12 protein-coding genes and 1 pseudogene are annotated in these 14233 nt (G+C 70.4%); 8 read left to right on the forward strand and 5 right to left on the reverse strand.

Features of this window, described 5'->3' with window-relative positions:
* The first annotated feature begins 51 nt into the window (after positions 1-51).
* Both ACT1U9_RS00295 and ACT1U9_RS00300 read left to right on the forward strand, forming a co-directional pair.
* Positions 52-411 carry a hypothetical protein gene (locus ACT1U9_RS00295; RefSeq protein ID WP_444536315.1) on the forward strand — a complete coding sequence of 120 codons (360 nt, stop codon included), beginning with the start codon at positions 52-54 and terminating at the stop codon, positions 409-411.
* A 189-nt stretch (positions 412-600) separates the two neighbouring features.
* A pseudogene (locus tag ACT1U9_RS00300) lies at positions 601-1815 on the forward strand (MFS transporter); the annotation flags it as partial.
* On the opposite strand, the gene ACT1U9_RS00305 reads toward ACT1U9_RS00300, so the two are convergent.
* Positions 1780-3204 (reverse strand): sensor histidine kinase, encoded by a 1425-nt coding sequence (locus tag ACT1U9_RS00305; protein WP_444539317.1) that lies wholly within the window; start codon positions 3202-3204, stop codon positions 1780-1782. The pseudogene ACT1U9_RS00300 and the gene ACT1U9_RS00305 sit on opposite strands and share 36 nt — an antisense overlap.
* 8 nt (positions 3205-3212) lie before the next feature.
* Complete coding sequence (locus ACT1U9_RS00310; protein WP_444536316.1) at positions 3213-3947, reverse strand: response regulator transcription factor; 735 nt, start codon at positions 3945-3947, stop codon at positions 3213-3215.
* Between the two features lie 160 nt (positions 3948-4107).
* Between ACT1U9_RS00310 and ACT1U9_RS00315 the strand changes: the two genes are divergently transcribed.
* Genes ACT1U9_RS00315 through ACT1U9_RS00325 form a run of 3 tightly spaced genes read left to right on the forward strand, consistent with a single transcriptional unit; the run spans position 4108 to position 6668 of the window.
* Positions 4108-5460, forward strand: a complete 1353-nt coding sequence (locus ACT1U9_RS00315) for a ferredoxin reductase family protein (RefSeq protein ID WP_444536317.1) — start codon at positions 4108-4110, stop codon at positions 5458-5460.
* A gap of 10 nt (positions 5461-5470) precedes the next feature.
* Positions 5471-5911: an FMN-binding protein gene (locus ACT1U9_RS00320; protein WP_444536318.1), complete on the forward strand. Its 441-nt coding sequence runs from the start codon at positions 5471-5473 to the stop codon at positions 5909-5911.
* Complete coding sequence (locus tag ACT1U9_RS00325; protein ID WP_444536319.1) at positions 5904-6668, forward strand: FAD:protein FMN transferase; 765 nt, start codon at positions 5904-5906, stop codon at positions 6666-6668. The genes ACT1U9_RS00320 and ACT1U9_RS00325 overlap by 8 nt, the downstream gene beginning before the upstream one ends.
* Before the next feature lie 28 nt (positions 6669-6696).
* On the opposite strand, the gene ACT1U9_RS00330 is transcribed toward ACT1U9_RS00325, so the two are convergent.
* Both ACT1U9_RS00330 and ACT1U9_RS00335 read right to left on the reverse strand, forming a co-directional pair.
* Positions 6697-7509 carry an SAM-dependent methyltransferase gene (locus ACT1U9_RS00330; protein WP_444536320.1) on the reverse strand — a complete coding sequence of 271 codons (813 nt, stop codon included), beginning with the start codon at positions 7507-7509 and terminating at the stop codon, positions 6697-6699.
* A gap of 83 nt (positions 7510-7592) precedes the next feature.
* On the reverse strand, positions 7593-8195 hold the full coding sequence (locus ACT1U9_RS00335) for a phosphoribosylanthranilate isomerase (protein ID WP_444536321.1): 603 nt from the start codon (positions 8193-8195) through the stop codon (positions 7593-7595).
* 188 nt (positions 8196-8383) lie between these two features.
* On the opposite strand from ACT1U9_RS00335, the gene ACT1U9_RS00340 reads away from it, so the two are divergent.
* Entirely contained in the window at positions 8384-10243 is a 1860-nt protein-coding gene (locus ACT1U9_RS00340; protein ID WP_444536322.1) for an alpha-L-fucosidase, read from the forward strand.
* A 7-nt stretch (positions 10244-10250) separates the two neighbouring features.
* Here ACT1U9_RS00340 and ACT1U9_RS00345 read toward each other — a convergent pair whose 3' ends face one another.
* Positions 10251-10904, reverse strand: coding sequence for a hemopexin repeat-containing protein (locus ACT1U9_RS00345; protein ID WP_444536323.1), 654 nt, complete (start codon positions 10902-10904; stop codon positions 10251-10253).
* 692 nt (positions 10905-11596) lie between these two features.
* On the opposite strand from ACT1U9_RS00345, the gene ACT1U9_RS00350 reads away from it, so the two are divergent.
* Both ACT1U9_RS00350 and ACT1U9_RS00355 read left to right on the forward strand, forming a co-directional pair.
* Positions 11597-12553, forward strand: coding sequence for a hypothetical protein (locus ACT1U9_RS00350; protein WP_444536324.1), 957 nt, complete (start codon positions 11597-11599; stop codon positions 12551-12553).
* 199 nt (positions 12554-12752) lie between these two features.
* Entirely contained in the window at positions 12753-14204 is a 1452-nt protein-coding gene (locus tag ACT1U9_RS00355) for an amino acid permease (RefSeq protein ID WP_444539318.1), read from the forward strand.
* Positions 14205-14233 lie beyond the last annotated feature (29 nt).

Here is a 14233-nt window from a genome sequence, read left to right on the forward strand (position 1 = left end):
ACGGTGATCGCTGACAACGTCACGTTCCGTCTCCGATTCACAGGAGAACACATGCGTTTGCGTACCACGATCGCCGCCGGTGTCCTGGCGCTCGGCGCCGTCCTCGGTGGGGCCGGATCCGCCCTTGCCCACGACGACTGCGACCACGACAACGGCCGCCACCACAGCAGCTACAACCGCGACCACGACTACGGCCGTCATCACAACAACTACGGCCGCGACGACGACAACAGCCGTCACCACAACAACTACGGTCGCGACAACGACTACGGCCGCCACCACAGCTACGGCCGTGACCACGGCAAGAGCCACGAGTGCCACACCGCGATGGGCAGCAGCGCCAACCACGGCTCGTTCTACGAGAACGACTGCAAGTCGGACAACGACCGCGGCGACCGCCACCACTACTGAGCCGGCCGGCTCATCGCTGAGCCCCTCCGGACGCACGTGCACATGTGGTGCCACCGCTGCGCAAGCGGTCGGCACCACATGGCATGTCCGGACCCCATGAGCGCCAGGTGACGCCGCCTCAAGTGGCCCACTGATCAAGATGTTCAGTGGACCATGCAACAGGGCCACCGGGGTCATAGTGTCGTGTCCATGAAGATCCGGCAGACGCCTTTCGCGGGACCGCGACGCCTCCTCGCGCTCGCCCAGCTCAGCAACTCCGTGGGCGACGGCGCCTACTACGTCACCTCCGCGCTCTACTTCACCCACGTCGTCGGCCTCTCCCCGGCGCGCGTCGGGCTCGGGCTCACCGTGGCCTGGGCGATCGGGTCGGTCGCGGGCGTGCCGCTCGGGCGGCTCGCGGACCGGCGCGGGCCCCGGGGGACATCGGTGCTGCTGGCCCTGGCGACGAGCGCGGCCGTCGCGTCGTTCCTGTTCGTCCGCGCCTTCCTGCCGTTCGTCATAGCCGCCTGCCTCTACGCCACGGCCCAGTCCGGACTCGCCGCGGCCCGCCAGTCGCTGCTCGCCGGACTCGTCCCCGACAGCGAGCGGACCGGCCTGCTCGCCCGCCTCCAGGCGACGCTCAACGCCGGGCTCGCGGTGGGCGCGGCGCTCGGCGGCGTGGCCCTGCGCGCGGGCACGACCAGCGCGTACCTCATGGTCTTCGCCATGGACGCGGCGAGCTTCCTGGTGTGCGCGCTGCTGCTGTGGCGCCTTCCCGCGGTGGAGCCGGTGCCCACCGGCAAGGACGGCCGGCTCAAGGTGCTGCGCGACCGGCCGTACGTCGTGGTCGCCCTCCTCAACACCGTTCTGCTGCTGCGGATGCCGCTGCTCAGCCTGGGGCTGCCGCTGTGGATCACCGAGCGTACGAACGCGCCGGCCTGGCTCGTCTCGGCGCTGTTCGTCCTCAACACCGGCGCCGTGATGCTCTTCCAGGTGCGAACGGCCCGTGGGGTCACGGGACTTGGGACGGCGGTGCGTGCGGTGCGCCGGTCCGGCGCGGTCATGTTCGCGACCTGCCTGGTCTTCGCCCTGTCGGCGTTCGGCGGCTCGACGTGGGTGGCCGTCGCGGCGCTCCTCGCCGGGTCGGTACTGCTCGTGGTGGCCGAGATGCTGCACTCGGCGGGCTCCTGGCAGCTCGGCTTCGGGCTTGCCCCGGCCGACCGGATCGGCGAGTACCAGGGCCTGTTCGGTACGGGTGTCACGGTGGCCCGCACCCTGGGCCCCCTGCTGCTGACCGCGCTCCTGGTGGACTGGGGCACCCCGGGATGGCTGGTGCTCGGCGGCGGGATGCTCGTGGCGTCGTACGCGATGGGCCCCGCGGCCCGGCGCTCAGCCCGGCAGCGTGACGCGGAAGGCGGTACGGCCGGGACGGCTGGTGACGTCGACGGTGCCCTGGTGCCCGGTGACGACCGCGTGCACGATGGCGAGGCCGAGGCCGGTGCTGCCCGTGCTGCGTGAGCGGGCGTGATCGGCACGGACGAAACGGCCGAAGACCTCCGGCTGGAGCTCCGTCGGGATGCCCGGCCCGTTGTCCGTCACGGTGAGCACGGCCCCGGCGCCCTCGACGGACAGGGCGACGGTCACCTCGGTGCCGGGCGGGGTGTGGGTGCGGGCGTTGGCGAGGAGGTTGCCGATGGCTTGCTGGAGGCGGTGGGCGTCACCGGTCACGGTGACCGGTTCCTCGGGCAGGTCCAGGAGCCAGCGGTGGCCGGGACCGGCGGCGCGGGCGTCGTCGAGGGCGTTGAGGACGAGCAGTGTCAGATCGACGCTCTCGCGCTCCAGCGGGCGGCCCGCGTCGAGGCGGGCGAGCAGCAGCAGATCGTCGACGAGACCCGTCATGCGCTGTGACTCGGCGTCGATGCGCTCCAGCGCGTGATGGACGGCCGGGGGCACGGAACCCTGGTGGCGCAGGGCGAGTTCGGCGTGACCGCGGATGTTGGCGAGCGGGGTGCGCAGTTCGTGGCTGGCGTCCGCGGCGAAGTGGCGCAGCCGCTCCTCGCTGGCGTGACGCCGTTTCAGGGCGTCCTCGATGTGGCCGAGCATATGGTTGAGCGCGTTGCCGACCTTGCCGACCTCGGTGGCCGGATCGGCATCGGCCAGCGGCTCCGGCATGGCGATCTCGCCGCTGGCGAGCGGCAGTTGGGCGACGTTCACCGCTTGTACGGTGACCCGCCGCAGGGGACGCAGCGAGAGCCGCACCCACAGCGCGCCCGCGATGCCGGTGGCCACCAGGGCCGCGCCGAACACCACGGCCTCGACCGCTTCGAGCCGGTGCAGCGTCTCCTCGACCGGGTGGAGGGGCAGCCCGGTGATGAGGACGTCCTGGTCGTCGCCGTGCACCGCGATGACGCGATACGCCCTGAGCCGGCTGAGGTGGATGTCGTGTCCGTGCCCGTCGACCGGTACGGCGGCGAGGTCGTGGCGGTCGGCCGGGGTGAGCGGGACATGGTGGTCGGCCGCGTCGTGGACCACGGCGGCTTGCGTGACAGCGCCATTGAGCAGCCGGGCGCCGAAGGTGGACTCGGCCTGGCCCCGGGTGTCGAAGACGTTGTCGGCGTCGGGCCTGGCCTCGTGCTCCAGGCTCGCCGCGAAGCGCCCGCCGGAGGAGGTGAGCTGCTGGTCCAGGCGCCCGCGCAGAAAGCCTTCGAGGGCGAGAACGGTGGTGACGCCGACGGCGAGGCACGCCAGGGCAAGAAGCGTGACGAGCCCGGCGGTCAGCTGGCAGCGCAGGGTGCGCGGCACGAGCCGTCTCAGGAGCCCCCTCACGACGACTCCGGCTTCAGGACGTATCCCACACCCCGGACCGTATGGATCATGGGCACCCGGCCCGCGTCGATCTTCTTGCGCAGATAGCTGATGTACAGCTCGACGATATGGGCCCGGCCACCGAAGTCGTACGCCCAGACCCGGTCGAGGATCTGGTCCTTGGACAGCACGCGCCGGGGGTTGCGCATCAGGAACCGCAGCAGCTCGAACTCGGTGCGCGAGAGGTCGATGACCGTGTCCGCGCGCCGGACCTCGCGCGCCTCCTCGTCCATCATGAGGTCGCCGACCGTGATCCAGTTCTGGCCGGGCGCCCGGGTCATCCCGGCCCGCCGCAGCAGCCCGCGCAGCCGGGCCAGGACCTCCTCCAGACTGAACGGTTTGGTGACGTAGTCGTCGCCGCCCGCGGTGATGCCGGTGATGCGGTCCTCCACCGCGTCCCGGGCGGTGAGGAACAGCACACACATGCCCGCCGACTCGCGGCGCAGTTCGCGCAGCACCTGCAGACCGTCGATGTCGGGGAGCATCCAGTCCAGGATCACCGCGTCGGGGCGGAAGGCCTGGGCCGTCGCCAGCGCGGTGGCCCCGTCGGCGGCGGTGCGGACGTCGAAGCCCTCGCTGGTCAGGACGCCGGCCAGGACGTCGGTGAGGTCGGGCTCGTCGTCGACGACGAGGACCCGCACGGGGTCGCCGTCGGGGCGCAGCAAGGGGGAGGTGGTGGGGCGCTCTTCCATGGTGTGCCCAGCATCCCCCGGACCGGCCCGCCGCGAGATGTGCGGCGCCTCTGAGTTTCCTCTGAATCGCCTCAGCGGAGCGCGATTCAGAGAGTACGCAGAAGTTGCCCTGTGAAGCTGGGCGCCCATCACCGGAGCGAACCCTTCCGGAGGAGCCCTCATGGCCACCGCCTTCACGCCCACCCCTCGTACGAGCGGGGGTCTGCGCCATCGGCGGCCGCGTCGCGACGTCGTGCCGTTCCTCGCGCCCCTGGTCATCGGGGCGGGCGGCGTCGGCGTGCTGGCCCTGTGGTGGAGCGACACCACCTCCGTGGTGGGCCCGGCGGGCTGGCTGACGGGCGCGGGGCGTATGACCGGCCTTCTCGCCGGGTACGCCTGCGCGGTCCTGCTGGCACTCATGGCCCGGGTCCCCGCCCTGGACCACCGCGTCGGCACCGACCGGCTCGCACGCTGGCACGCGGTGGTCGGCCGGGGCACCGTCGCGCTGATCCTCGCGCACGCGCTGCTGATCATCTGGGGTTACTCGCTGACGTCCCACGCCTCCGTGGTGAGCCAGACGTCCGCGCTGGTCCTGCACTACCCGGACCTCCTCAAGGGCACCATCGGCTTTCTGCTGCTCGTGGCCACCGGAGTCCTCTCCGCGCGCCTGGCCCGCCGCAGGATGAGTTACGAGATGTGGCACTACCTCCACTTCGCCACCTATCTCGCGGTCTTCCTCGCCTTCGGCCACCAGCTCTCCAACGGCGCGGACTTCGTGGGCAACCGGTCGGCCCAGCTCGCCTGGTACGCCCTGTATCTCGGCGTCGCGGCCCTGGTCGTGTGGTTCCGCTTCGCCGGTCCCCTACGGCGTGGTCTGCGCCACCGGCTACGGGTCGCGGCCGTCCACCCCGAGGCGCCGGGCGTCGTCTCCGTCTACCTCACCGGTGAGCGCCTGGCCGAACTGGGCGCCGAGCCGGGCCAGTTCCTGCGCTGGCGCTTCCTCGCCCGGGGTCTGTGGTGGACGGCGAGCCCGTACTCCCTGTCCGCCGTCGTCCGCCCCGACTGGCTGCGGATCACCGTGAAGGCCGCCGGCGGACACAGCGCGGCGCTGGCCCGGCTCGCCCCCGGCACCCGGGTGTGGGCGGAAGGCCCCTACGGCAGCTTCACGGCGGACCGGCGCAGCTCCGGCAAGGTGCTGCTCCTCGGCGGCGGCGTCGGCATCACCCCTCTGCGGGCCCTCTTCGAAACCCTGCCGGGCGAGGTGACGCTCCTCTACCGGGCGCGCCGCGCCGAGGACTTCGCCCTGCGCGCCGAACTCGACGCGATAGCCGCCGCCCGTCACGCGAGCGTCCACTACCTCGCGGACGCCGACGCATCCCTCACGGCGCACACCCTGAGCGCACTGGTACCGGATCTGGCCGCGCACGACGTATATCTCTGCGGCCCGCCCGGTATGACCGAGGCGGCCCGGCGCGCGCTGCGCGAGGCCGGTGTGCCCGGCCGCCGCGTCCACCACGAGTCGTTCGAGTTCTGAGGAGAACCCCATGCGCCGAGCCGTGCTCGCCTCCACCGGGATCAGCGCCCTGATCGTCACCCTGCTCGCGCTCAAACCGCACCATACGCAGGCGGTGGCCGGAGTGGGACCGCGCACCTCCCCCACCTCCGCCCCGCGCACACCGGCGAGCGCGTCGCCCGGCGCACCGGCGGCGACGGGCACGTACACCGGCGATCCCATCGACACGCCGTACGGAACCGTGCAGGTGGCCGCCGTCCTCGCCCACGGGAAGATCACCGACGTACAGATACTCCAGGCGCCCGACCGCAACGGGCGCGACCAGCAGCTCGCCGCGTACTCCCTGCCGCGTCTGACGCAGGAGGCGCTCGGTGCGCAGAGCGCCCGCATCGACGCGGTCTCCGGCGCGAGCTACACCAGCGAGGGCTATATCCAGTCCCTGCAGAGCGCGCTGGACCAGGCCCATGTCTGACGCGCCGCGCGGACTGCGCCATGTCGAGCATGTGATGGGCACGGTGTTCTCGTTCGACATCCGCGACCGGCCCACCCCGTCGATCCGCAGCGCTCTCGCGGATGCGGTGCGCGGGCTGCACACCGTCGACGCCGTCTTCTCCACCTACCGCCGCGACAGCGCCATCAGCCGGCTCGACCGCGGCGAGATGGCCCTCGGTGACTGCCCGCCCGAGGTACACGAGGTGCTGTCGCTGTGCGCGGCGGTCACCGAGGCCACCGGCGGCTGGTTCAGCGTCGTTGCCGGCGGCCGCCTCGACCCCTCCGGCCTCGTCAAGGGCTGGGCGATCGACAACGCCTCCCGCCTCCTGTACGACGCCGGTGCCCGCAACACGTGCGTCAACGGCGGCGGCGACCTCCAACTGCGCGGCGAATCCTCCCCGGGCAACCCCTGGCGCATCGGCATCACCGACCCGCTGCGCCCGGGCGAACTGGCCACCGTCGTCACCGGCACCGACCTGGCCGTCGCCACCTCCGGCACCGCCGAACGCGGGCACCACATCATCGACCCGCACCGGAACACACCGGCGACGGGCCTCGCGTCCGTCACGGTCACCGGTCCCCGGCTGACCATGACGGACGCGTACGCCACGGCCGCCTTCGCCAGAGGTGAGGAGGCGCGGGGATGGCTGGAGCCGCTGGAGGAGTACGAGGCGTACGCGATCACGCCGGACGGGCGGTCCTGGCGCACCTCCGGATTCGCCCGCTATGAAGTGTGAGGCGCGCCTGCTGAGGCGTGCGAACTCGTCATCCGGCGCGTTGCGCGGTCAGGAACCCGGTGGGGAGCGGGCGCTCGACGGGGCGGCCGTACCGTTCCGAGAGCTCGCGCAGCCCGTACTCCTCGACGCGCCAGCCGCGCTCGCGCAGCCAGTCCACCATGCCGCCGCGGAGTCCGCCCTTCCACAGTGATGTGATCCGGGCGAGCTCGGGACCGTCGGGGCGGACGGTGTTGTCGCTCCCCCGCTCCGTGGCGATCCGGCTGCCGGGCGCGCTCAGCTCGCCGACCGTGGTGAGGACACCGGCCGCCTCGTCGGCCGTGAGGTACACCAGAAGTCCCTCAACAAGCCATGCGGTGGGGGCAGCTGGGTCGAATCCCGCCTCCCGCAGCGCCTCCGGCCACGTGCTGTCGAGGAGGTCGACGGGCAGCACCGTGCGCGCGCAGCGGGCCACGGCCGCCCGGCCGTCCAGCACACCCTCCTTGAAGTCGAGGATGGGCGGCAGATCCAGCTCGTACACGCTGGCGTCCGCCGGCCAGGGCAGACGGAAGGCCCGGGAGTCCAGACCCGCCGCGAGGAGCACCACCTGACGGATGCCCGCATCGACCGCCGCGAGCAACGCGTCGTCGTAGAAGCGCGTACGGATCACGGCGTGGTGGGCGAAGCCGACGGCGAGCGGGCTGGGCGCGGCGGAGCGGGTGGGCGGCATGTCTGCGGCGGCGCGGAAGGCGGCCGCGTACGGGTCGTCGAAAAGCTTGTCGGACCGTGCGCTCTCACGCGCCCGCACGGTGGCCACGGCAAGTGCCGTACGGCTTACGGGACTTATCGCGTCGGGTGTCGTCATACGCCCACGGTACCGGCGGGGCCGGGCCTTCGGTTGAGCAGGCGGGCCCGTGCGATCACGACACCTCCGTATCGCCGCTGCGGCTAGGACCGCGCCGCCGCCAGGAAGGACCGGATCAACTCCGGTGATTTGACGCCGCGTTCGCTCTCCACCCCGCTGGAGACATCCACTCCCCACGCACCGGTGACCTCGGCCGCCCGGCGTACGTTGCCGGGGTGCAGCCCGCCCGCGAGGAGCCAGCGGCCGGCGGGGGCGGTGAACTGCGGTGAGGCCCAGTTCCAGGGCTTGCCCGAGCCCGGGTCGGGGGCGTCGAGCAGCAGCATGTCCTCGCCCAGCTCCCCGAGGTGCGGCGCGTGTTCGGTCGCGGCGGTGGCCCGGATGAGCGTCCGGCCCGGTGCCCGCAGCGCCTCGTAGTACTCCGGCCCCTCGTCCCCGTGCAGTTGTACGGCCCCGATGCCGCTCTCCTCGGTGAGCCGCCGCACCTCGTCCACCGACTGGCCCCGGAAGACACCGACCGTGAGGACGTGCGCGGGCACCCGCAGCACCAGCCGCCGGGCGGTGTCGGCGTCGACCGTGCGCGGACTGGCCGCGAAGACGAACCCGACCGCGTCGGCTCCCGCGTCCACGGCCGTGTCCACATCCCGCTCGGTCCGCAGACCGCAGATCTTGACGAAGAGATCACTCATGCGGCAAGTCAACCAAACCCGGCACCGGCGGGGTCGGCCACCTGGGCATCTTCGCGAAGTCATCCGACCACTCATCGGGGTTGGGACCAAATCGACGCCACATACCCCGTACGTATCGCATTGACATCCGATGTATTCATCCCTACCTTCCCCGGCGAACCCTCAACACCAGACCAGGGAGCCGCCTCATGCACACCCTGCTCACGCGCACCGGCCGAGGAGTCGCCGGGCTCGCCGTATTACTCGCCGCCATCCTGGGAGCCGGGGTGGTCCCCAGCGCCTCAGCGAGCGAGGCCCCGCCCGGTGCGGCTCCGGCCGCAAAAGCGCAAGCCGCAGGCCCCGGCACCGACTACGCCACCGACGACCCGTTCACCGCCTCCCGCACCAACTGGTTCCGCCAGGACCGCTTCGGCATGTTCATCCACTTCGGCTCGTACTCGAACTGGGAGGGCGAGTACCGGCGCCCCGACGGCACGGTCTGCCGCAACGCGGAGTGGATCAAGCGGGAGTGCAACATCCCGATGGACGCGTACGAGAAACAGGCCGCGACCTTCAACCCCGCCGACTTCGACGCGAAGGCCGTCGTGCAGGCGGCCAAGGACGCCGGGATGCGCTACATCGTCATCACCGCGAAGCACCACGAGGGCTATGCGATGTGGCCCACGAAGGTCAACTCCTGGAATCTCCATGACCGTTCGGCCTTCGACAAGAACCGCGACATCCTCGCCGAGCTCAAGACGGCGGCCACCGCCGCGGGCATCAAACTCGGCTTCTACTACTCGATCTGGGACTGGCACGACCCGGACTTCGCGAACCCGGCGACCTTCCCCAAGTACGAGCAACGCATGTACGCCCAGCTCAAGGAGCTCGTCGGCGGCTATGACCCCGACCTGCTGTGGTTCGACGGCGAGTGGAGCACCGACAACCCCACCAACCCCTGGACGGCGAACGACGGGGAGCGCCTTGAGGCCTATCTGCACGGCTTGAAGCCGGGGCTGGTCATCAACAACCGGGTCGGCAAGCGCCGTGTCGTCGACGGCGACTACGGCACCCCCGAGCAGGAGATCCCGGCGAGCCCGGTCGACGGCCAGCTCTGGGAGTCGTGCATGACCCTCAACGACCACTGGGGGTACGCCCGTTACGACCAGAACTGGAAGTCCGGTACGACCTTGACCCGCAACCTCCTCGCCACCGCGTCCCGCAGTGGCAACTATCTGCTGAATGTCGGTCCGGACGCGCGCGGTCGGCTTCCTCAGCCCGCCGTCGACCGCCTGAAGCAGATGGGCGACTGGCTGCGGACGGCCGGTCAGGGTGAGGCGGTGTACGGGGCCAGCTACGGCGGGCTGGTCGAGGAACCAGCCTGGGGTTCGGTCAGCCGCAAGGGCGACAAGCTGTACGCGGCGGTGACCCAGTGGCCGTCGGCCGGCGCGGCCCTGCATCTGCGCGCCCGTACGGCCTTCGGCGTGAAGGCGGCCCGGGTGCTGGGCAGCGGTCAGAAGGTGCAGGCCGTCAAGGCCGGGGACGGGTATGACCTGCGGCCGTCCGGCGCCGCCACCAACTCCACGGCGACGGTGATCGAGCTGACCGTGGACCCCGGCCCGACCTCCCCCGTCGGGAGCGGCAAGGGACTCAAGGAGGAGATCTTCGACAACGCCGACCTCAGCGGCACCCCGAGGATCACCCGTGTCGACCCCACGGTCAACCACTCGTGGAAGTTCACCGGTTCACCGGACCGCAGTATCCCGGCGGACCGGTTCAGCATCCGCTGGAGCGGCACGATCGAGCCGCGCCGCTCCGAGACGTACACCTTCACGACCGTCTCCGACGACATGACGCGGGTGTGGATCGACGGGAAGCTGGTGATCGACTCCTGGTCGCCGCACGAGCCGCGCGTCGACAAGGGGCAACTCGGCCTCACGGCGGGGACCCGGCACACGATCAGGATCGACTACGCGGAGCAGACCGGCGAGGCGCATATGAAACTGCTCTGGTCCAGCCCGGGCCAGGACCAACAGATCGTCCCCGCACGTCAGTTGTACGCGAGCTGACGCAGCCCTAGGAGTTGGCGCGGCAGGTCTGGGTGGCGAGGTCGAGGCTGATGCAGGTGTCGCCGTGGAGCAGATGGACGACGGTGTCGTCCGGGCGCGACAGTGCGGCGTCGACCCGCTTACCCGGACCTGTGGCCCGCACTCCGGTCCAGCGCTCGGCCGTCGCCATGGGCGCCTCCAGCGTGCCCGCCATCAGGTTGCACCGCATCGACAGCTCCCCCGAGAAGAGGTAGAGGTGACCGTCGTCGGAGGGGTCCGGCATGGCCGCGTCGATTCCGGTGAACCCCGCGGGCGCCGCCGCCCCGATCTGGTCCCAGACCGTCGCGATCTGGAATTCGAGCGCACCGTCCAGGTCCAGGAAACCCGCGTCCCCATTCGGTTTGACGAGCGCGAGGATCGGGGCGATGGCACCCGGAGGCATGAACGCGGCACAGATATCGCCCGCGTAGTCCGCGGTCACCAGCGGCCACTTCTCGCTGATGCTCCGCGCGGGCTCGACGACTTGGCGGGTGACGATGTCGGCCTTCATCACCTGGTCGCCCTTGAAGAACCAGAACTCGTCGGGAGAACGGCGGTCGGCCGCGACGGCGTCGACGCCCCCGGCGAAGGCGGGGGCCGCGTCGCCCAACTCGACGAACTCCTCCCACTGAGAGGTCACCATCAGATCCCGGACCCCGCGAACACTCCGGTCCTCGCCCGCTTCGGCAAAGGATGCCAAGTCGCCGTCCGCCATCGCCCCTCCAGTGGAAAATACACAGGTCCCCCGCAAAACCAAGTCTGAAGGAGAGCGGCAGGCTCCGGTTCCACTTCCGATCGTCATCGGCCGAAAAGTGCACCCGTCTCCCCTGCCGATACGGCGGCAGAGCCACTTCCACGGGTCGGCACCCGGTTCAGAGTTGGCTGACAAAGCCTACCCTCACCAGCCTGGACTCCCCACCGCGACGGAGCCACCACCCTTCGTACCGGACAAACAGGCGCGCCGACGCACACCGCACTCATCGGCGCCGAGTCGCCGGCCCGCCCGCTCCCGCACCGATCCATCCGGCATCTGTTTTCGGCCACCTCTGAGTGAAAACAGACGAGCGACGACCGGCGCGAAGAATATGCCAAATACATACCCTGCGGCCGTCGTTGCCACCGACCCGCCACGACTCGGGCGTACGGCCATCTCTTTACGTGCACCATAAAGCGCCTGGAAGCAGATATTCCGGGCGATGAGTTTCGATGCGAGTTAGGGATGAGTAAGGTGATCCTCGCTGTCGGTGATCCCGAGTTCGGGAGCCGACTCCGGCCTATTGCGGTGTGGCCGGAATTCATACCCGCGTGGTGGCGTCGGCGGATGGGGAGGGAATCGTGGCTGCTGGTTCGTTCGAGGGACAGTACGTGTGGCACCCGGCGGCCGACGATCGCGCGCTGGCGCAGGCCTGCATCGACGTCAGGGCCGGGCGCTACCTCGGCGCGCACAACGTCCTCAAGGAGGCGCGCACCGATTTCGAGGTGCGGGCCCACCGGTCGCTGGTGCTCGCGTCCGAGGCGGCCGACTCCGACCTCGCCGAACGCTGGATGTCCGAGGAACCGGGCCCGGAGGCCGCGCTGTTGGCGGCGCGCGTGGCGATGGTACGCGCGCTGCGCATGGCCGACGCGGACGACGGCCGGGCGGACACCCTGGTGCGCATCGCGCTGTCGGCGTGCACACGCGCCGCGCGCCTGTTACCCAAGGACCCCACTCCATGGGTCGCCCAGCTGGCTCTGGCGCGCCTCCAGCGCTCGTACGACCCCGCACCCAAGGGGCTGTTGACCGCGCCGCCGGGACCCTGGCTGCTCTTCTCGCACATCCTGAAGCTCGACCCCTGGAACCGTGAGGCGCACCACCGGTTCCTGGCCTGTTTCTTCACCCGCAACGGCGGTTCGGCGAGCGCCCGCTGGGACGTCGCCTCCTTTCTCAGCCACCGCGCCCCGGCCACCTCCGCGCTGCGGCTCCTTCCGCTGGTCGCACTGGTCGAGGAGTACGACCCGGCCGCGCTCCTCGCGGACAGCACCTGGGAACAGACCCAGTGGACGACCACGGCGCTCGGTATTTACCACCACTGGTTTCCGCGCACGCCCGCCTATCGCTTCACCCCGGTACTGGACCTCGCCTATCTGGCGCACGCGCTCGTCATGGCGAAACGCGAATTCGAGGCACGGGAAGTCCTCACGGCCATGGGCCCCTATGCCTCGCGCATGCCCTGGAGCGTGTTCGGCGATCCCGAGGAACGGCTGACCAAGGCCCGTCGGTCATGCGGACTCCCGGTACCCGGACCGGCCTGACCCGCCCCCTGAGACCGGCCCGACCTCCGATTGCCGTACTCCCCCGACCGCACGGCCACCCGCGCAAGACCCCGCACCCCCGTCCCCACCCCCCACCGGAAAGGTTGCCGCTGTGTCCGAGCGCATATCCCGCACTCGCCCGCAAATCCGTGACCATGACGAGTCCGTCGCCTTCGACGACGACGCGACCCTGCATGCGATGGGCTATCCCCGGAAACTCACCCGCCGCTTCCACGCGTTCGACAATTTCGCCATCTCGTTCACCATCATCAACATCATCTCCGGTATCTTCTCCGCATTCGGATTCGGAATGGCAGCCGGCGGGCCGCGGATTCTCGTGTTCGGCTGGATAGGCGTCTCGGTGATGGTGCTGTTCGTCGGCGCCGCGATGGGCGAAATCGCCTCCGCGTACCCGACCAGCGGCGCGCTCTACTTCTCCGCGGGCAAGCTCGCCAAACGCCATCGCGGCGCCTGGTCCTGGTACACGGGATGGCTCAACTTCGTCGGCCAGGTGGGCGGGACGGCCGCCACCAACTACGCGGCCGCGACCTTCATCCAGGCGTTCATCGCGATGCAGTGGACGTCGTACGAGCCCACGGCCCAGCAGACGGTGGGCATCTCGGCGGTAATCCTCCTGGTGCAGGCCCTCGCCAACACGTACACCGTGCAGCTGGTCGCGGTCGTGAACCGGATCTCGGTGTGGTGGCTGCTCATCGGCATGGTGGTCATCGTGACCGCCCTGACCCTGAAGCCCGGCCACCACCAGTCGGCGTCGTTCGCCAACCACTTCGTCAACAACACCGGCTTCAACAACGGTCTGTACGCGGCGATGCTCGGTCTGCTGGTCACCAGCTGGACGTTCACCGGCTTCGACGGCAGCTTCCATATGTCCGAGGAGACGGTGAAGGCCACCGTCAACACCCCCAAGGGCATCATGCGCGCGATCGTCTACTCCGCGCTCGCCGGACTGGTCCTGATGCTCGCCCTCGTCTACGCGATCCGTGACTACGCGGGCGAGGCGAGCGCGTCGGCGCCGCCGGTGCAGATCCTGGTGGACGCGCTCGGCATGGGCACCGCCAAACTGCTTCTGCTGATCGTGATCGGCGCCATGCTCTTCTGCGGCCTCGCCAACATGACCAGCAACACCCGGCAGATCTTCGCCTTCTCGCGGGACGGCGCGATGCCGGGATCGCGCTGGTGGCACTCGGTTTCGCTGCGCACCCGCACCCCGGTCAAGGCGGTGTGGCTGGCGGCGGCGTGCTCGCTCGTGCTGATCATTCCCGGCTGGTGGTCGCACACCGCGTTCACCGCGATCGTGAGCGTCAACGTCGTCGGGCTCTACCTCGCCTACGGCGTGCCCATCTTCCTGCGGCTGCGCCTGGACGACTTCGAGCCCGGCCCGTGGAACCTGGGGCGCTACGGCAGGCCGGTGGCGGCGGTCGCCGTGATCTGGATCGTCCTGAGCAGTGTGCTGTTCATGCTGCCGCAGACGTCTCCGATCACCACCGACAACTTCAACTACGCGCCGATCGCGCTGGGTGCGGTGCTGGTCATCGCCACCCTCTGGTGGTTCGCCACCGCCCGCCGGCGCTTCCAGGGGCCGGTCAGCTACGGCAGCCCCGACGAGGTGGCCGCGATGGACCTCGTCTGATCCGGGACCACACGCATGCGTGCCCCGGC

Origin of the sequence: Streptomyces sp. BR1 (assembly GCF_052373795.1) — a bacterium.
GTDB lineage: Bacteria > Actinomycetota > Actinomycetes > Streptomycetales > Streptomycetaceae > Streptomyces.